This window comes from Enterobacter cloacae complex sp. 2021EL-01169 (assembly GCF_020733125.1).
GTDB classification, from domain to species: Bacteria; Pseudomonadota; Gammaproteobacteria; order Enterobacterales; family Enterobacteriaceae; genus Enterobacter; species Enterobacter roggenkampii.
In genome coordinates this window covers 921784-939493 of sequence record NZ_JAJFTC010000002.1, presented here as the reverse complement: position 1 = coordinate 939493, position 17710 = coordinate 921784, and the positions used below count along the sequence as shown (strand labels likewise).

The 17710-nt window shown below is 55.6% G+C and carries 17 protein-coding genes; 13 read left to right on the top strand and 4 right to left on the bottom strand.

What is annotated here, in order from left to right; genetic code table 11:
- Window positions 1-69: 69 nt before the first annotated feature.
- Window positions 70-2514 carry an acyl-CoA dehydrogenase FadE gene (gene fadE, locus LLF79_RS11035; RefSeq protein ID WP_063418659.1) on the bottom strand — a complete coding sequence of 815 codons (2445 nt, stop codon included), beginning with the start codon at window positions 2512-2514 and terminating at the stop codon, window positions 70-72.
- A 239-nt stretch (window positions 2515-2753) separates the two neighbouring features.
- Between fadE and lpcA the strand changes: the two genes are divergently transcribed.
- Window positions 2754-3332, top strand: a complete 579-nt coding sequence (gene lpcA / locus LLF79_RS11030) for a D-sedoheptulose 7-phosphate isomerase (RefSeq protein ID WP_021242877.1) — start codon at window positions 2754-2756, stop codon at window positions 3330-3332.
- 48 nt (window positions 3333-3380) lie between these two features.
- Window positions 3381-4148 (top strand): class II glutamine amidotransferase, encoded by a 768-nt coding sequence (locus tag LLF79_RS11025; RefSeq protein ID WP_045416800.1) that lies wholly within the window; start codon window positions 3381-3383, stop codon window positions 4146-4148.
- On the opposite strand, the gene dpaA is transcribed toward LLF79_RS11025, so the two are convergent.
- Window positions 4119-4859 (bottom strand): peptidoglycan meso-diaminopimelic acid protein amidase, encoded by a 741-nt coding sequence (dpaA, locus tag LLF79_RS11020; protein WP_008500261.1) that lies wholly within the window; start codon window positions 4857-4859, stop codon window positions 4119-4121. The two genes, LLF79_RS11025 and dpaA, sit on opposite strands and share 30 nt — an antisense overlap.
- A gap of 298 nt (window positions 4860-5157) precedes the next feature.
- Between dpaA and LLF79_RS11015 the strand changes: the two genes are divergently transcribed.
- From LLF79_RS11015 to dinB, 8 genes are all read left to right on the top strand, one after another.
- Window positions 5158-6501 (top strand): Na(+)-translocating NADH-quinone reductase subunit A, encoded by a 1344-nt coding sequence (locus LLF79_RS11015; RefSeq protein WP_227879529.1) that lies wholly within the window; start codon window positions 5158-5160, stop codon window positions 6499-6501.
- A gap of 3 nt (window positions 6502-6504) precedes the next feature.
- Window positions 6505-7740 (top strand): NADH:ubiquinone reductase (Na(+)-transporting) subunit B, encoded by a 1236-nt coding sequence (locus LLF79_RS11010; protein ID WP_032654792.1) that lies wholly within the window; start codon window positions 6505-6507, stop codon window positions 7738-7740.
- Window positions 7733-8527, top strand: a complete 795-nt coding sequence (locus LLF79_RS11005; RefSeq protein WP_023293210.1) for a Na(+)-translocating NADH-quinone reductase subunit C — start codon at window positions 7733-7735, stop codon at window positions 8525-8527. Before LLF79_RS11010 ends, LLF79_RS11005 begins: the two co-directional genes overlap by 8 nt.
- The gene (locus LLF79_RS11000; RefSeq protein WP_008500256.1) at window positions 8520-9158 is read left to right on the top strand and encodes an NADH:ubiquinone reductase (Na(+)-transporting) subunit D; all 639 of its coding nucleotides are present in this window, start codon (window positions 8520-8522) and stop codon (window positions 9156-9158) included. The genes LLF79_RS11005 and LLF79_RS11000 overlap by 8 nt, the downstream gene beginning before the upstream one ends.
- Window positions 9159-9164: 6 nt before the next feature.
- On the top strand, window positions 9165-9761 hold the full coding sequence (gene nqrE, locus LLF79_RS10995; protein ID WP_008500255.1) for an NADH:ubiquinone reductase (Na(+)-transporting) subunit E: 597 nt from the start codon (window positions 9165-9167) through the stop codon (window positions 9759-9761).
- 10 nt (window positions 9762-9771) lie between these two features.
- On the top strand, window positions 9772-10995 hold the full coding sequence (nqrF, locus tag LLF79_RS10990) for an NADH:ubiquinone reductase (Na(+)-transporting) subunit F (protein WP_023293209.1): 1224 nt from the start codon (window positions 9772-9774) through the stop codon (window positions 10993-10995).
- Window positions 10995-11198, top strand: a complete 204-nt coding sequence (gene nqrM, locus LLF79_RS10985) for a (Na+)-NQR maturation NqrM (RefSeq protein WP_227879528.1) — start codon at window positions 10995-10997, stop codon at window positions 11196-11198. Before nqrF ends, nqrM begins: the two co-directional genes overlap by 1 nt.
- A gap of 108 nt (window positions 11199-11306) precedes the next feature.
- Window positions 11307-12365 carry a DNA polymerase IV gene (gene dinB / locus LLF79_RS10980; protein ID WP_008500252.1) on the top strand — a complete coding sequence of 353 codons (1059 nt, stop codon included), beginning with the start codon at window positions 11307-11309 and terminating at the stop codon, window positions 12363-12365.
- Between the two features lie 74 nt (window positions 12366-12439).
- Here dinB and pepD read toward each other — a convergent pair whose 3' ends face one another.
- Window positions 12440-13897 carry a cytosol nonspecific dipeptidase gene (gene pepD, locus LLF79_RS10975; RefSeq protein WP_227879527.1) on the bottom strand — a complete coding sequence of 486 codons (1458 nt, stop codon included), beginning with the start codon at window positions 13895-13897 and terminating at the stop codon, window positions 12440-12442.
- Between the two features lie 260 nt (window positions 13898-14157).
- Here pepD and gpt point away from each other — a divergent pair, with 260 nt between their 5' ends.
- From gpt to crl, 3 genes are all read left to right on the top strand, one after another.
- Window positions 14158-14616, top strand: coding sequence for a xanthine phosphoribosyltransferase (gene gpt / locus LLF79_RS10970; protein WP_003863205.1), 459 nt, complete (start codon window positions 14158-14160; stop codon window positions 14614-14616).
- A gap of 106 nt (window positions 14617-14722) precedes the next feature.
- On the top strand, window positions 14723-15967 hold the full coding sequence (gene frsA, locus LLF79_RS10965; RefSeq protein WP_008500250.1) for an esterase FrsA: 1245 nt from the start codon (window positions 14723-14725) through the stop codon (window positions 15965-15967).
- Between the two features lie 57 nt (window positions 15968-16024).
- Window positions 16025-16426, top strand: coding sequence for a sigma factor-binding protein Crl (crl, locus tag LLF79_RS10960; protein ID WP_008500249.1), 402 nt, complete (start codon window positions 16025-16027; stop codon window positions 16424-16426).
- 136 nt (window positions 16427-16562) lie between these two features.
- On the opposite strand, the gene phoE is transcribed toward crl, so the two are convergent.
- Window positions 16563-17615, bottom strand: coding sequence for a phosphoporin PhoE (gene phoE / locus LLF79_RS10955; protein ID WP_008501878.1), 1053 nt, complete (start codon window positions 17613-17615; stop codon window positions 16563-16565).
- Window positions 17616-17710 lie beyond the last annotated feature (95 nt).

Sequence of the window (17710 nt, the reverse complement as noted above, 5' to 3'; positions counted from 1 at the left end):
CACGACATAACGAGAAAATGTGGCAATAAAAAACCCCGCGCGAGGCGGGGTTTAGGTAAGCGAAACGCGTTATGCCGCTTCAGGTTTACGGTGCTTCTCCGGCAGCTTTACCGGCTGCGTCGCCAGCTCGTCCGGTTCGAAATCATCCACGTTAATACTGCGCAGACGGCTCTCTTCGGCTTTCACCAGCAGAGCGGCCTCATCTTTATTGATAATGCCACCGGCCAGCGCCTGTTTTGCCAGTTCGTCCAGACGGGTAAACGGCAGGTTTTTGCCCAGCTGTTTACAGATCTTCTGGTGAATCGGATCGGCGGCCATCACGTCCAGCAGCGCCTCTTCCAGCAGACCCACCGGGTTATGCGGCGTCGGTGCCAGGTACTGACCGCGACCGATACGGGAACGGGTTGCGCTCGGAACCTGCAGGATCTTCGCCACTTTGTGGTCCAGCTTGTCGGACGGTGCCAGATGGTGACGACCTGTCGGGAAGATCACCACGCGCAGGGCGCCTGCCACGAAGCGGTTCGGGAAGTTCGCCAGCAGATCGTCAATCGCCTGTTCAGCCTGATACAACGCATCCTGCACGCCCCAGTGCACCAGGGGCAGATCCGCTTCCTGACGGCCTTCGTCGTCGTAACGTTTCAGGACCGCAGAGGCCAGGAAGATCTGGCTCAGCACATCGCCCAGACGGGCAGAGATACGTTCGCGACGCTTCAGGCTGCCGCCCAGTACCGCCATGGAAACGTCGGACAGCAGGGCCAGGTTGGCGCTCAGACGGTTCAGATGCTGATAATAACGTTTGGTTGCATCGCCGGTTGGCGTCGAACTGGTAAGACCGCGCGTCAGGCCCAGCCAGAAGCTGCGCACCTTGTTGCTGCCCACGTGACCGATATGTTTGAACAGCAGCTTATCGAAGGCATCCACGTCGTTGTTCTGCGCCGCGGCCATCTCTTCCAGCACGTATGGATGGCAGCGAATTGCGCCCTGACCGAAGATCATCATGCTGCGGGTCAGGATGTTTGCCCCTTCAACGGTGATGGCAATCGGTGCGCCCTGATAGCCGCGCGCCAGGAAGTTGCCTTCGCCGAGCATAATGCCTTTACCGCCCGCGATATCCATCGCGTCAATAATTGACTGCTGCGCGCGGTGGGTACAGTGGTACTTCACAATGGCCGACAGTACGGCCGGTTTTTCGCCCAGCATAATACCGTAGGTAATCAGCGTGGCGGCAGCGTCCATCACGTAGGCGTTGCCCGCGATACGCGCCAGCGGCTCTTCGATACCTTCCATCTTGCCGATGGAGATTTTGAACTGACGGCGGATGTGCGCGTAGGCACCAATCCCCATCGCCACCGACTTCAGACCGCCGGTTGAGTTCGACGGCAGGGTAATGCCGCGGCCCACCGACAGACATTCCACCAGCATACGCCAGCCCTGACCGGCCATTTTTGGACCACCGATGATGTAATCAATCGGCACAAAGATATCCTGGCCGCGGGTTGGACCGTTCTGGAACGGCACGTTCAGCGGGAAGTGACGACGACCAATCTCGACGCCCGGGGTGGAGGTTGGGATCAATGCACAGGTAATGCCCAGATCTTCTTCGCCGCCCAGCAGTCTTTCCGGGTCAGAGAGCTTAAAGGCCAGACCCAGCACGGTGGCGATAGGGGCCAGCGTGATATAACGCTTGTTCCAGGTCAGGCGCATGCCCAGCACCTGCTCGCCCTGCCACTCGCCCATGCAGACCACGCCGGTATCCGGAATCGCGCCCGCATCGGAGCCTGCTTCCGGGCTGGTCAGCGCGAAGCAAGGAATTTCCTGACCGCGAGCCAGACGCGGCAGGTAATGATCTTTCTGCTCTTCCGTACCGTAATGCTGCAGCAGCTCGCCCGGGCCTAAGGAGTTTGGTACGCCAACGGTAATCGCCAGGATGCCGGAAACGCCTGCCAGCTTTTGCAGCACGCGAGCCTGAGCGTAAGCGGAGAATTCCAGACCGCCGTACTCTTTCTTAATGATCATCGCGAAGAAGCGATGCTCTTTCAGGTACGCCCACAGCTCTGGCGGCAGATCGGCCATTTCATGGGTGATGGCAAAGTCGTTCGCCATACGGCAGGCTTCTTCTACCGGGCCGTCAATAAACGCCTGCTCTTCCGCGGTCAGACGCGGCTGCGGATAGTTATGCAGCTTTTTCCAGTCTGGATTGCCCTGGAACAGGTCGCCTTCCCACCAGGTGGTGCCCGCATCAATCGCCTCTTTTTCAGTACGCGACATGGGCGGCATCACCTTGCGGAAGCCTTTGAACACCGGTGCAGAGATCATTGATTTACGCATCGGGGCAAAGTTAAACGGCAGAAGGATGATGGCAAGAGGGACTAAAAGCCAGATAGTCCAGAGACCTGCGACGCCAAGCGCAGCCGTCCAGGCCAGAAGAATCAGGCTGCTCAGGAATAAACTGACGCGGTGATAGAACAACACACCGAGCAGAACAACGGTTGCGAGAATGCTCAAAATCATCATAAAGAAAAGCTCCCTTGCTTGTAGGAGGTCTGACCACTTGTGATGATATGGTTGTAGTTGATGTTATTTCCTTTAGCAATGTGTTTACAAAATAATTACAACCTGGTTCACATTGTTCGTGTTTTACCCGGCACGAAAAAGCAAAACGCCGGACGTTTCGCATGGCTTTAGCTTCTCGCTTTTCCCGCTATCCGGTACACTCCACTGTGTTATTTCATCAATACTGAAGGATTATCCTCATGTACCAGGATCTTATTCGTAACGAACTGAACGAAGCGGCGGAAACGCTGGCGAACTTTCTGAAAGATGATGCCAATATTCACGCTATTCAGCGCGCGGCGGTCCTGCTGGCCGACAGCTTCAAAGCGGGTGGCAAAGTGCTCTCCTGCGGTAACGGCGGCTCTCACTGTGACGCGATGCACTTCGCAGAAGAGCTGACCGGACGCTATCGCGAAAACCGTCCTGGCTACCCGGCGATTGCGATTTCCGACGTGAGCCACATCTCCTGCGTAGGCAACGACTTCGGTTACGACCACATCTTCTCCCGCTACGTTGAAGCGGTAGGCCGTGAAGGCGATGTGCTGCTGGGGATCTCTACCTCCGGCAACTCCGGCAACGTGATCAAAGCGATCGCCGCCGCGCGTGAAAAAGGGATGAAAGTCATCACCCTGACGGGCAAAGATGGCGGTAAGATGGACGGTACGGCGGATGTTGAAATTCGCGTTCCGCACTTCGGTTATGCTGACCGCATTCAGGAAATTCACATCAAAGTGATCCACATCCTGATCCAGCTGATCGAAAAAGAGATGGCTAAGTAAGACTTCGCTGGGGGGCGCCGGTGCCCCCCGCTGTTGTGGAGGTGATGTATGTGCGAACTGCTCGGGATGAGCGCCAATGTGCCAACCGATATCTGCTTTAGTTTCACCGGGCTGGTTCAGCGCGGTGGGGGAACCGGGCCGCATAAAGACGGCTGGGGCATCACCTTCTACGAAGGCAAAGGGTGTCGCACGTTCAAAGATCCACAGCCCAGCTTTAACTCACCGATTGCCAAACTGGTGCAGGACTATCCCATCAAGTCCCGCTCGGTGATCGCCCACATTCGCCAGGCCAACCGTGGCGAAGTGGCGCTGGAAAATACCCATCCGTTTACCCGTGAGCTGTGGGGGCGTAACTGGACCTACGCGCACAACGGGCAACTTATGGGCTATAAGTCGCTGGAGACGGGCAATTTCCGCCCGGTAGGCGAAACCGACAGTGAAAAAGCCTTTTGCTGGCTGCTGCACAAGCTGACGGAGCGCTATCCCCGCACGCCAGGCAACATGGCTGCCGTGTTTAAATACATCGCAACGCTGGCGACCGAGCTACGCGAAAAAGGCGTGTTCAACATGCTGCTCTCTGATGGCCGCTATGTGATGGCGTTCTGCTCGACGAATTTGTTCTGGATCACCCGACGTGCGCCGTTTGGCGTGGCAACGCTGCTCGATCAGGATGTGGAGATAGACTTTCAGAAGGAGACCACACCGAACGATGTGGTCACTGTTATTGCAACGCAGCCGCTGACGGGCAACGAAACCTGGCAAAAGATTATGCCAGGCGAGTGGGTGCTATTTTGTCTCGGGGACCGTGTAATTTGACGCCAGCTGTGGATGGACAACTTCGTGGCTCAGCGGCTTGCTGACCACGTAACGGCCATCCACAACCGAGACAACAGGCGGCTTGTGAGTCTGCTCGAAGTAGTCATAGCCGGGTTTCAGCTGTTTCCAGAAATCCGCGTAGTACGAGTACTTGTGACGCGCCATGTTGGCATCCGTCATGCGGAACGGATAGATGCTGACCTGAACGTTTGGCTGACCAAAGACCAACGCGCCGGTGACAAACTGGAAAATCTCATCAATGCCGGAATCGGTCATCGCGTAGCAGCCGATAGACACGCAGGCACCGTGGATCATCAGGTATTTACCTTCATAACCGTGTGCACGGTCATAGGCATTCGGGAAACCGATATTGATGGCTTTATAGAAACGGCTGTCTGGTTTGAGCTGGCTACGCTGAACGTTGTAGAACCCTTCCGGACTTTTGAAATCGCCCTGACGCTGTTTTGGCCCTAATCCACCGGAGTAGTTACAGATTTTGTAGCTATCAAGCAGCTGATACGTCTCACCCATTTTTACAAACAGATCGAGAGTGCGTTCTTCCTTGAAGATCTGAATATAAACCGGCGATCCCATTAACTGCTGTTTATATTCTTTGCTGATCGGCGTCGTTGAGCTATTACTGCTGAGCAGTCCGGCAAACGACATGCACGGAATCAGAAGCATCGCAATGAACAATGCGATTTTACGCATACTACTAGTTCCTTGATAAAACCATGACCAACTTGCCAGGACGGCAAAAGAGACCCGAAATCAGATTATTCTGTTAGGAGCGCTCACATTAGCACCGCTATAGATTTTCGCAAGAGCCGGGCGGTGAGTTTACAAATTAGTTTTACTTTATAAACCATCAAAATCGCGATGGCTCCAGGAACTTTGCGCATTAGCTCGCAATTTGGCGCGCGCGACGGCGGATTCGCTGCCCGCGAGAAGGGGAAAATGTTACACTTCGCGGCCACTGGATTGTTGTTCATGGAAACCTGCTAACCACATGTTTAAAATCAAAAAAGGACTTGATCTGCCGATTGCAGGCGTGCCCGCGCAGCACGTTTCGACAGGCGCAAGTGTCCGTCATGTCGCCATTGTGGGCGACGACTACCTGGGAATGCGTCCTTCGATGTTGGTACAGGAAGGCGATCGCGTGATCAAAGGCCAGGCGCTCTTTGAGGACAAAAAAAATCCCGGCGTGATGTTTACAGCCCCCGCGAGCGGCACCGTTGTGGCGATCAACCGTGGCGAACGGCGCGTTCTGCAGTCGGTTGTGATCCGCATTGAAGGCGATGAACAGCGTGAATTCGCCCGTTACGATGCCGCAGATCTCGCGTCGCTGAGCCGTGAGGCTGTTCAGGCTCAGCTTCTGGCGTCCGGTTTATGGACCGCGTTTCGCACGCGTCCCTTCAGTAAATCCCCGGTTCCCGGCACGGAACCGGCCGCGATTTTCGTCACAGCAATGGATACCAACCCGCTCAGCGTGGATCCGCAGCCGGTTATCCTGGCACAGCGCAAAGCTTTTGATGCCGGGCTTGCCGTTTTAACCCGTTTGACGTCGGGAAAAGTCCACGTTTGCCAGGCCGGTGGCGGCAAGCTTGGCGGTCATCCTCAGGGGCAGGTCACGTTTAATGAGTTTGCTGGCCCGCATCCGGCGGGTCTGGTCGGGACGCACATCCATTTCCTTGAGCCGGTGAGCCTGACGAAACAGGTCTGGCATCTTAATTATCAGGACGTCATCGCCATCGGTACGCTCTTCACCTCCGGAGAGCTTCGCGCGGAACGCATCATCGCCATCGGTGGGCCGCAGGCTACAAACCCGCGTCTGGTGAAGACGCTGATTGGCGCGGATATCAATGAACTGCTGAACGAAGAAACCAAAGCAGGCGAAAACCGGCTGATTTCCGGTTCGGTCCTCAGTGGCCGCCATGCCGTGCAGGCGCACGCCTATCTGGGACGTTTCCATTTGCAGGTCAGCATTGTGCAGGAAGGCCGCGAGAAAGAGCTGTTCGGCTGGGTGCTGCCCGGTGCGGAAAAATACTCCGTCACCCGTACCACGCTGGGGCACTTCCTGCGTAATAAGCTGTTTAGCTTCTCGACCAGTACGCACGGCGGCGAGCGCGCTATGGTCCCGATTGGCAACTACGAGCGCGTCATGCCGCTGGATATTCTGCCGACCATGCTGTTGCGCGATCTGCTCGCTGGCGATACCGACAGCGCGCAGGCGCTGGGCTGTCTGGAACTGGACGAAGAAGATCTGGCGCTCTGTACCTATGTCTGTCCGGGAAAATACGAATATGGACCGGTATTGCGCGAGGTGTTAACCCGCATTGAGCAGGAAGGATAACCGATGGGCTTAAAACACCTCTTTGAAAAAATTGAGCCGCACTTTACCGAAGGGAAGCTCAAAAAGTACTACCCGCTGTATGAAGCCACGGCGACCATTTTCTACACGCCGGGGCTGGTGACGAGAGGAGCGGCGCACGTCCGTGACGCCATCGACCTTAAGCGGATGATGATCCTGGTGTGGTTTGCGGTCTTCCCGGCGATGTTCTGGGGGATGTACAACGTCGGTCTGCAGACCATTCCGGCGCTGCACCACATGTACGATGCGCAGCAGCTGGCGCAGGTGCTTCAGTCTGACTGGCACTACCGTCTGGCCCAGTGGTTAGGGGTGAGCTTTGCGCCAGACGCGGGCTGGGTGAGCATGATGACGCTGGGGGCGGTGTTCTTCCTGCCGATTTACATCACGGTCTTTATCGTGGGCGGCTTCTGGGAAGTGCTGTTTGCCATCATCCGTAAACATGAGATCAACGAAGGCTTCTTCGTGACCTCTATTCTGTTTGCCCTGATTGTTCCCCCGACGCTACCGCTCTGGCAGGCAGCGCTGGGCATCAGCTTTGGCGTGGTCATTGCCAAAGAGATCTTCGGCGGCACCGGGCGGAACTTCCTTAACCCGGCGCTGGCGGGGCGTGCGTTCCTCTTCTTTGCCTATCCGGCGCAAATCTCCGGCGACCTGGTCTGGACGGCGGCTGACGGTTTTTCCGGCGCGACGCCGCTTTCACAGTGGGCGGCACACGGCGGCGAAACGCTGGTGAACAACGCGACGGGTCAGCCTGTAACTTGGTTTGATGCCTTTATTGGCAACATTCCGGGTTCCATTGGTGAAGTTTCAACGCTGATGATTTTGATTGGTGGAGCGATCATCCTGTTTGGGCGCGTGGCCTCCTGGCGAATTGTGGCGGGCGTGATGATCGGCATGGTGCTGACCGCAACGATGTTCAACGTTATCGGTTCGACCACCAACCCAATGTTCTCCATGCCCTGGTACTGGCATCTGGTACTGGGTGGCTTCGCGTTTGGCATGATGTTCATGGCAACCGACCCCGTCTCAGCCTCGTTTACGGACAAAGGTAAATGGAGCTATGGCGTGCTCATTGGCGCGATGTGTGTCCTGATCCGCGTGGTCAACCCGGCGTACCCGGAAGGAATGATGCTGGCCATTCTGTTTGCCAACCTGTTTGCGCCACTCTTCGATTACCTGGTGGTGCGGGCCAACATTAAGCGGAGGAAGGCGCGTGGCTGAAGTTAAAAATAACGACAGTATCAGCAAAACGCTGCTGGTGGTGCTGGTGCTCTGTCTGGTCTGTTCGATTGTCGTGGCCGGCTCTGCCGTGGGGTTAAAACCCCTGCAGCAGGCGCAACGTGCGCTGGATAAACAGCGCAACATACTGGCCGTGGCCGGGTTGATGCAGGAAGGGATGAGTGCAGACGACGTCTCGGCGGTATTTGCGGAGCGTATCTCACCGCGTCTGGTGGATTTGAAAACCGGTCAGCTGCTGGATAAAGATCCGGCGAAGTATAACCAGGCGCTGGCGCTGAAAGATCCGCAGATGAGCCTGACGCTCGAAGCATCGCAAGATCCCGCCGGGATTAAGCGCCGCAGCAATCTCGCCGAAATTTATCTGGTGCGTGACCCCCAAAAACGCATTCAGGAAGTGGTGCTTCCTGTCTACGGCAACGGCCTGTGGTCAATGATGTATGCCTTTGTGGCGCTTGATACGGATGGCCGTACCGTAAAAGGCATTACGTATTACGACCAGGGCGAAACGCCGGGGCTGGGTGGCGAAGTAGAAAACCCGAACTGGCGGGCACAGTTTATCGGTAAGAAAGTGCTCGACGATAACGGTCTGCCTGCGCTGAAGGTGATGAAAGGGGCGGCACGTCCCGGTGACGACTACGCCGTCGACGGGCTGTCCGGCGCCACGCTCACCTCCAAAGGCGTGCAGCACAGTTTTGATTTCTGGATGGGCGAGCTGGGTTTTGGTCCTTTCCTGAAAAACGTACGTGAAGGAGCGCTGAACAATGGCTGATACCGGTGAACTGAAAGAAGTCAAAAAGGTGCTCATTGGCCCACTGCTGGCCAATAACCCGATTACGCTGCAGGTGCTGGGCGTCTGTTCAGCCCTGGCGGTGACGACCAAGCTGGAAACGGCGGTGGTGATGACGCTGGCGGTCACGCTGGTCACGGCATTTTCGAGCATGTTTATCTCGATGATCCGCCACCACATTCCCAACAGCGTGAGGATCATCGTGCAGATGGCGATCATCGCCTCGCTGGTGATCGTGGTCGATCAGCTGCTGCGCGCCTTCGCCTATGAAACCTCCAAACAGCTCTCGGTATTTGTCGGGCTGATCATCACCAACTGTATTGTGATGGGGCGTGCGGAAGCCTACGCCATGAAAATGCCGCCGCTGGCGAGTTTTATGGACGGTATCGGTAACGGCCTCGGCTACGGTGTGATCCTGCTGACCGTTGGCTTCCTGCGTGAGTTGATTGGCAGCGGTAAGCTGTTTGGCATCACGGTGCTGGACACGGTGCAAAACGGTGGATGGTATCTGCCAAACGGCCTGTTCCTGCTGGCTCCCAGCGCATTTTTCATTATCGGTTTGTTGATCTGGCTGATTCGTACCTTGAGACCAGAACAGCAGGAAAAGGAGTAACCGACGATGGCTCATTACCTGAGTTTGTTTGTGCGCGCGGTGTTTGTTGAAAACATGGCGCTCGCGTTTTTCCTCGGCATGTGTACGTTCCTTGCGGTGTCCAAAAAAGTGTCGACGGCATTTGGGCTGGGTATCGCGGTCACCGTGGTGCTTGGCTTATCTGTACCGATTAACAATCTGGTCTACAACTTTGTGCTGCGGGACGGCGCGCTGGTGGAAGGGGTTGACCTCAGCTTCCTGAACTTCATCACCTTTATTGGCGTGATTGCCGCGCTGGTGCAAATCCTGGAGATGATCCTCGATAAGTACTTCCCGTCGCTGTACAACGCGCTGGGGATCTTCCTGCCGCTGATCGCGGTGAACTGCGCCATCTTCGGCGGCGTCTCGTTTATGGTTCAGCGTGATTACAACTTCAGTGAATCCGTGGTGTACGGTTTCGGCTCCGGCATCGGCTGGATGCTGGCGATTGTCACCATGGCGGGGATCCGCGAAAAAATGAAATATGCCAACGTGCCTGCAGGCCTGCGTGGCTTAGGGATCACCTTTATCACCACCGGGCTGATGGCGCTGGGCTTCATGTCCTTCTCCGGTGTGCAGCTATAAGGGCTAACAGATGGAAATTATTCTTGGCGTGGTGATGTTCACGCTGATTGTACTGGTGCTGTCAGGGCTCATTCTGGCGGCGCGGGCGAAGCTGGTGAATTCCGGCGACGTGGTGATTGATATTAACGACGATCCGCAGAATCAGATCCGCACCCCTGCGGGAGATAAGCTGCTCAACACGCTGTCCGGTAACGGTATTTTTGTCTCCTCGGCCTGCGGCGGCGGCGGCTCCTGCGGGCAGTGCCGCGTGACGGTAAAAGAGGGTGGCGGCGATATTCTGCCCACCGAGCTGTCGCATATCACAAAGCGTGAGGCAAAAGAGGGCTGCCGTCTGGCCTGTCAGGTCGCAGTGCGTCAGAACATGAAGATTGAACTGCCGGAAGAGATTTTCGGCGTCAAAAAATGGGAATGTGAAGTTATCTCTAATGATAACAAAGCTACCTTTATCAAAGAGCTGAAGCTGCGGGTGCCGAAAGGGGAAGATGTCCCGTTCCGCGCCGGAGGATACATTCAGATTGAGTGCCCTGAGCATACCGTGGCGTATGCGGACTTTGACGTTCCGCAGGCGTACCGCGCCGACTGGGACAAATTCAATCTCTTCCGCTTTGTATCTGAGGTGAAAGAGCCGACGCTGCGCGCCTACTCGATGGCCAACTATCCTGAAGAGAAGGGCATTATCATGCTCAACGTGCGTATCGCCACGCCGCCACCGAATGTGCCGGATGCGCCGCCGGGCGTGATGTCATCATACATCTGGTCCCTGAAGCCGGGCGATAAGGTGACCATCTCCGGCCCGTTCGGTGAGTTCTTCGCGAAAGATACCGACGCGGAAATGGTCTTTATCGGCGGCGGTGCCGGCATGGCCCCGATGCGCTCGCACATCTTTGACCAGCTCAAGCGGCTCGGCAGCAAGCGTAAAATCAGCTTCTGGTACGGGGCGCGCTCGCTGCGCGAAATGTTCTACGACGACGAGTTTGAACAACTGGCACGTGAAAACCCGAACTTTACCTTCCACGTGGCGCTCTCCGATCCGCAGCCGGAAGATAACTGGACGGGCTATACGGGGTTCATTCACAACGTGCTGTATGAAAACTACCTCAAACAGCACCCGGCGCCCGAGGACTGCGAGTTCTATATGTGTGGTCCGCCGATGATGAACGCCGCCGTGATTAAGATGCTGAAAGATCTCGGCGTCGAAGATGAGAACATCATGCTCGATGACTTTGGAGGCTGATGATGCTGACGTTTCTGGCAACCTTTGTGGTTTTTGTGCTTGTCATCTTCGGCATGTCGTTAGGCTGGATCGTTAAGCGGAAAAGCATTCAGGGCAGCTGCGGCGGTATTTCCTCCATTGGTATAGAGAAGGTCTGCGACTGCCCGGAACCGTGCGATGCCCGCAAAAAACGCATGGCGCGCGAGCAGCAGCGCATTATTTAAGTTTTTGTAGGCCGGGTAAGGCAACGCCGCCACCCGGCATTCTTACATCTGCTTCTCAACCCTCATTTATTTACTGTATACTTATCCAGTGATGAGTGAGGGCTTACTATGCGCAAAATAATCCATGTTGATATGGACTGCTTTTTTGCCGCAGTGGAGATGCGAGACAACCCGGCGCTGCGGGATATTCCCATCGCCATTGGCGGCAGCCGCGTTCAGCGTGGTGTCATCAGCACCGCCAACTATCCTGCGCGCAAATTTGGCGTGCGAAGCGCCATGCCGACGGCGATGGCCTTAAAGCTTTGCCCTCATCTCACGCTTCTGCCCGGGCGGTTCGACGCCTATAAAGAGGCTTCCCTTCATATTCGGGAAATCTTCTCCCGCTATACCTCTTTGATAGAACCGCTGTCGCTGGACGAAGCCTATCTCGATGTAACCGACAGCGTGCACTGCCACGGCTCCGCCACGCTGATGGCGCAGGAGATCCGCCAGACGATTTTCAACGAGCTGAACCTGACGGCATCTGCGGGGGTCGCGCCCGTTAAATTCCTTGCCAAAATCGCTTCGGATTTAAATAAGCCCAACGGCCAGTACGTCATTACGCCGGAAGAGGTGCCTGCATTTTTAAAAACGCTGCCGCTTGGCAAAATCCCCGGCGTCGGGAAAGTCTCCGCCGCAAAGCTGGAAAGCATGGGGTTACGCACCTGCGAAGACGTGCAGCGAAGCGACCTCGCCATGCTGCTCAAGCGCTTCGGGAAGTTTGGCCGCGTGCTGTGGGAGCGCAGCCAGGGGATTGACGATCGCGATGTGAACAGCGAACGGCTGCGGAAATCCGTCGGCGTCGAGCGAACCCTCATTGAAGATATTCATGACTGGTCCGAATGCGAAACCATTATCACGGAACAGCTTTATCCTGAGCTGGAACGACGCTTAAGCAAGGTAAAACCGGACCTGCTGATTGCCCGTCAGGGCATCAAGCTCAAATTCAACGATTTTCAGCAGACCACGCAGGAACACGTCTGGCCGCGTCTGAACAAAGACGATCTTATCGCGACGGCAAAAAAGGCATGGGAAGAACGCCGGGGCGGGCGAGGGGTGAGGCTGGTGGGATTACACGTCACGCTGCTGGATCCGCAGTTAGAGCGACAGCTGGTATTGGGATTGTAAAAAAGCCCGGTGCGCTACGCTTACCGGGCCTACGTTTTTACCCTCTCCCTGTGGGAGAGGGCGGGGTGAGGCTGTTACTTCGCAGGGATCGCTTTCAGCAGCTCAGTCAGCAGCGTCCAGTAGTGACCGACGCTTTCGATATGAACCTGCTCATCCGGCGAGTGCGGGCCGGTAATGGTTGGCCCGATGGACACCATATCCATATCCGGATACGGTTTCTTGAACAGACCGCATTCCAGACCGGCGTGGATCACCTGAATGTTCGGGGTGCTGTTGAACAGACGCTGGTAGGTTTCACGCACCAGTGCCATCACCGGAGAGCTCGCATCCGGCTGCCAGCCCGGGTAGCTGCCTTTGGCGGAGGTTTTTGCGCCCGCCAGCGTGCCCAGAGATTCCAGCATGCTCACCACATACTCTTTACCGCTGTCGATAAGGGAGCGGATCAGGCAGATGATCTCCGCGCTGTCGTCGCTCATGGTCACCACGCCCACGTTCAGTGAGGTTTCCACTACGCCTTTCGCCACGTCAGAGTTGCGGATGACGCCGTTTGGCGTCGCGTTCAGCAGCTGAACGAAGGTGTCACGAGACTGCACGGTCAGCGCGGCTTTATCCGTGGAGACGGATTCCAGCACCACGGTCAGGTTCTTCTCTTTCGCCGACAGTTCGTTTTTCAGGATATCCAGGTACACGGTGGAGAGTTTTTTCAGCTCGTCGGCTTTTGCCGCTGGTACCGCTACGGTGGCGAAGGCTTCGCGCGGGATCGCGTTGCGCAGGGTACCGCCGTTGAAGTCTACCAGACGCAGATCCAGCTCGGCCGCATGGCCTGCCAGGAAGCGTGTCAGCAGCTTGTTGGCGTTACCCAGACCCAGATGAATATCACCGCCGGAGTGGCCGCCTTTCAGCCCTTTCAGCGTCAGCTTGAAGGTCTGGAAACCGGCAGGAATCGCTTCGCGTGACAGCGGCAGGGTAGAGATGAAATCAATCCCGCCCGCGCAGCCCATGTAGATCTCGCCTTCTTCTTCGGAGTCGGTGTTGATCAGGATATCCGCCTGCAGCCAGTTCGCCTGCAGACCGAACGCCCCGTCCATGCCCGCTTCTTCGGTCATGGTCAGCAGCACTTCCAGTGGACCGTGCTCAACGCTGTCGTCAGCCAGCACGGCCAGCGCAGAGGCCATACCGATGCCGTTATCCGCACCCAGGGTGGTGCCGCGCGCTTTCACCCAGTCGCCGTCTATGTACGGCTGAATCGGGTCTTTGGTGAAGTCGTGAACGGTGTCGTTGTTCTTCTGTGGCACCATGTCCAGGTGCGCCTGCAGCACAACCGGTTTACGGTTTTCCATGCCTGCGGTGGCGGGTTTGCGGATCAGAATGTTGCCAACCTGGTCACGTTCCGCATGCAGACCTTTTTCCTTCGCCCAGCCCATAATATGTTCGGCAAGCTGTTCTTCATGGTAGGAAGGGTGTGGAATGGAGCAGATTTTGGCAAAAATATCCCACAGCGGCTGCGGAGATAGTTGAGACAGTTCAGACACGATAAGTCTCCTTGTCGAGGCGCTGCAAACAGGGTTGCAGGTCACAGGGTTAGCAGGTTAATAGTTACCACAAGTCAGGCTTGCGAGATGAAACTGAGAATACCACTTTCTCTGCTGGCTGGTAGCATAAAGCATGTAAAAACTCAGGCAGAGGGCGCTAAACACTGGTTTTTAGTGCGTCAGATCTCTATAATCTCGCGCAACCTATTTCCCCCTCGAACACTTTTTAAGCCGTATAAAAACAGGCTGGGACACTTCACATGAGCGAAAAATACGTCGTCACCTGGGACATGTTGCAGATTCACGCACGCAAACTGGCTGCGCGTCTGATGCCTTCCGAACAGTGGAAAGGCATTATTGCCGTCAGCCGTGGCGGTCTGGTACCGGGGGCGCTGCTGGCACGTGAGCTGGGTATTCGTCATGTCGATACCGTTTGCATCTCCAGCTATGACCATGACAACCAGCGCGAGCTGAAAGTGCTGAAACGCGCGGAAGGCGACGGTGAAGGCTTCATCGTTATTGATGACCTGGTGGATACCGGCGGTACCGCGGTGGCTATCCGTGAAATGTATCCGAAAGCACATTTCGTCACTATCTTCGCGAAGCCTGCTGGCCGCCCGCTGGTTGACGATTACGTGATTGATATTCCGCAGGATACATGGATTGAACAGCCATGGGATATGGGCGTGGTCTTCGTACCGCCAATCTCGGGTCGTTAATCACGTTCCGCAATTAATTTAACGCCCGGTGATGCCGGGCGTTGTTTTTTTTAGTCTGGCGCGCGTTACAATAGTCTCTATACGACGTATTCATGGAGGCAATGCAATGACGCAGGCGAATCTCACCGAGACTCTCTTCAAACCCCGTTTCAAACACCCTGAAACGTCGACGCTGGTGCGTCGCTTCAATCCGGGTACTCAGCCTGCCGTCCAGTCTGCGTTAGACGGTAAAAACGTGCCTCACTGGTATCGCATGATTAACCGCCTGATGTGGATCTGGCGCGGTATCGACCCCCGTGAAATCCTTGATGTGCAGGCACGTATCGTGATGAGTGAAGCCGAGCGTACCGACAGCGAACTCTATGATACGGTGGTGGGCTACCGTGGCGGAAACTGGATCTACGAGTGGTCTAAACAGGCGATGCTCTGGCAGCAAAAAGCCAGCCAGGAAGAGGATGCCACGCGCAGCGGCAAACACTGGCTGCATGCGGCCAACCTCTATGCCATTGCCGCGTATCCACATCTGAAAGGCGATGAGCTGGCTGAACAGGCGCAGGCGCTGGCGAATCGCGCCTACGAAGAGGCGGCTCAACGCCTGCCGGGCCAGATGCGCGAGCTTGAGTTCGCTGTTCCGGGCGGGGCGCCCGTTACCGGGTTCCTGCATATGCCCGAAGGTGAAGGTCCGTTCCCGACCGTGCTGATGTGCGGCGGGCTGGACTCTCTGCAAATTGACTATTACAGCCTGTATGAGCGCTACTTCGCACCAAAAGGGATCGCGATGCTGACGCTGGATATGCCCTCAATTGGCTTCTCCTCCAAATGGAAATTGACTCAGGATTCCAGCCTGCTGCACCAGCATGCGCTAAAAGCGCTGGAAAACATTCCGTGGGTTGACCACACCCGCGTGGCGGCATTCGGCTTCCGCTTTGGCGCAAACGTCGCGGTGCGTCTGGCTTACCTTGAATCCTCCCGCCTGAAAGCTGTCGCCTGCCTTGGACCGGTCGTTCACGCCCTGCTCAGCGATCCCGCACGCCAGGGGAGCGTGCCCGAAATGTACCTTGATGTGCTGGCCAGCCGTCTTGGCATGCATGATGCATCAGACGAAGCGCTGCGCGTTGAGCTCAATCGCTACTCGTTAAAAACGCAAGGGTTGTTGGGACGTCGCTGCCCGACGCCGATGCTGTCGGGGTTCTGGAAAAACGATCCGTTCAGTCCGGAAGAAGAGTCGCGCTTAATCACGTCGTCATCTGCGGATGGCAAACTGCTTGAGGTGCCGTTCAGCCCGGTCTATCAGAATTTCGATAAAGCTCTGAAGGAGATTACGCGCTGGATCGCTCAGAGATTGTGTTAATAGATTGCTAAATTTCGCTGGTTTGGTAAAACAGTGGCTTCACAAAAGGAGATCGCAATGACGTTACCGAGTGGACACCCGAAAAGTAGATTGATTAAGAAGTTCATGGCTCTTGGCCCGTATATTCGAGAAGAGCAGTGTGAAGAGAATCGCTTTTTTTTCGACTGCCTGGCTGTATGCGTCAACGTGAAGCCTGCACCCGAAAAACGTGAATTCTGGGGCTGGTGGATGGAAATGGAAGCAGAGGAAAAACGCTTTACGTATAGCTACCAGTTTGGCCTGTTTAATAAAGACGGTAACTGGCAGGCCACCACCATTAAAGATCAGGAAGTGATCGATCGCCTGGAATATACCCTGAAAGAGTTTCACGACAAAGCGAGCGCACTGCTGGCCACCCTGGATCTTAAGTTCGAGCCAGCGGATGATTTTTCCAGCGAAGCGGTGAAGCTGACTGCCTGATAGCGTCACAGCGCCGGGTGGCGGCTTCGCCTTACCCGGCCTACAAAATGCACTATCCCGTAGGCCCGGTAAGCGCAGCGCCACCGGGCAAAAAAAATCCCGGCTTATCTGCCGGGATTTTCTTATTCGGATAATCTTAGAACTGGTAGGTCATACCCAGGGCAACGATATCATCGCTGCTCACGCCCAGTTTATTATCGTCGTCAATCTGGTTAATTTTATAATCAACAAACGCGGACATATTTTTGTTGAAGTAATAGGTCGCGCCAACGTCAATATATTTCACCAGATCTTCGTCACCAATACCTTCGATATCTTTGCCTTTAGACTGGACATAACCCAGGGACGGACGCAGACCGAAGTCGAACTGATATTGTGCGACCACTTCAAAGTTCTGCGCTTTATTGGCAAATCCGCCAGAAATTGGCGTCATATTGCGGGTTTCTGAATACATCGCTGCCAGATAAATATCGTTCGCGTCATATTTCAGACCGGTAGCCCAGGCTTCGGCTTTCTGCCCCTGACCACGCGCCAGCAGGTTCTGCGCGTTGGTGCGGTCAGAGTTAGTGTAAGCACCGCTGACGGCGAAATCGCTGCCGCCGAAGTCATAGCTCAGAGAGGTACCAAAACCGTCACCGTTCTGCTTCTTGGCATCACGGTTTTCGTTTTTACCCTGGTACTGCAGGGTCATGTCCAGGCCGTCAACCGCGCCGAAGAAGTCGGTGTTGCGGTAGGTGGCAAGACCGGTCGCACGCTTGGTCATGAAGTTATCGGTCTGCGCGGAAGAGTCGCCGCCGAACTCAGGGAACATGTCGGTCCATGCTTCGACGTCATACAGCGCACCCAGGTTACGACCGTAATCCAGAGAACCAAAGTTTTTCAGCTTCAGGCCTGCGAACGCCAGACGGGTTTTCTGAGAGGAGTCGCTCTCGGCTTTGTTACCCGCAAATTCAGATTCCCAACGACCATAGCCCGTCAGCTGATCGTTAATCTGGGTTTCGCCTTTAAAACCGAAACGAACGTAAGTCTGATCGCCATCTTTGGTGGCATCATCGCTGATGTAGTGCATGGCTTTCACTTTGCCGTACACGTCCAGCTTATTACCATCTTTATTATAAACTTCAGCTGCGTGAACGGATGCAGAAGCCACTACGCCCATAACCATTAATGCCAGAGTGCTCTTTTTCATTTTCGATCCTGTCTTATAAACGCGCTAAAAAATTCGCTGGACGATAAGCTCATGCTTAAGTCCCGTGAAAAAACAGGAAGGGTTTTATCGTTCTG

Bases quoted from the DNA above. Each gene is read 5' to 3' on its own strand.
- fadE (WP_063418659.1), bottom strand. From the start codon at position 2,514: ATGATGATTTTGAGCATTCTCGCAACCGTTGTTCTGCTCGGTGTGTTG.
- lpcA (WP_021242877.1), top strand. From the start codon at position 2,754: ATGTACCAGGATCTTATTCGTAACGAACTGAACGAAGCGGCGGAAACG.
- LLF79_RS11025 (WP_045416800.1), top strand. From the start codon at position 3,381: ATGTGCGAACTGCTCGGGATGAGCGCCAATGTGCCAACCGATATCTGC.
- dpaA (WP_008500261.1), bottom strand. From the start codon at position 4,859: ATGCGTAAAATCGCATTGTTCATTGCGATGCTTCTGATTCCGTGCATG.
- LLF79_RS11015 (WP_227879529.1), top strand. From the start codon at position 5,158: ATGTTTAAAATCAAAAAAGGACTTGATCTGCCGATTGCAGGCGTGCCC.
- LLF79_RS11010 (WP_032654792.1), top strand. From the start codon at position 6,505: ATGGGCTTAAAACACCTCTTTGAAAAAATTGAGCCGCACTTTACCGAA.
- LLF79_RS11000 (WP_008500256.1), top strand. From the start codon at position 8,520: ATGGCTGATACCGGTGAACTGAAAGAAGTCAAAAAGGTGCTCATTGGC.
- nqrE (WP_008500255.1), top strand. From the start codon at position 9,165: ATGGCTCATTACCTGAGTTTGTTTGTGCGCGCGGTGTTTGTTGAAAAC.
- nqrF (WP_023293209.1), top strand. From the start codon at position 9,772: ATGGAAATTATTCTTGGCGTGGTGATGTTCACGCTGATTGTACTGGTG.
- nqrM (WP_227879528.1), top strand. From the start codon at position 10,995: ATGATGCTGACGTTTCTGGCAACCTTTGTGGTTTTTGTGCTTGTCATC.
- dinB (WP_008500252.1), top strand. From the start codon at position 11,307: ATGCGCAAAATAATCCATGTTGATATGGACTGCTTTTTTGCCGCAGTG.
- gpt (WP_003863205.1), top strand. From the start codon at position 14,158: ATGAGCGAAAAATACGTCGTCACCTGGGACATGTTGCAGATTCACGCA.
- frsA (WP_008500250.1), top strand. From the start codon at position 14,723: ATGACGCAGGCGAATCTCACCGAGACTCTCTTCAAACCCCGTTTCAAA.
- crl (WP_008500249.1), top strand. From the start codon at position 16,025: ATGACGTTACCGAGTGGACACCCGAAAAGTAGATTGATTAAGAAGTTC.
- phoE (WP_008501878.1), bottom strand. From the start codon at position 17,615: ATGAAAAAGAGCACTCTGGCATTAATGGTTATGGGCGTAGTGGCTTCT.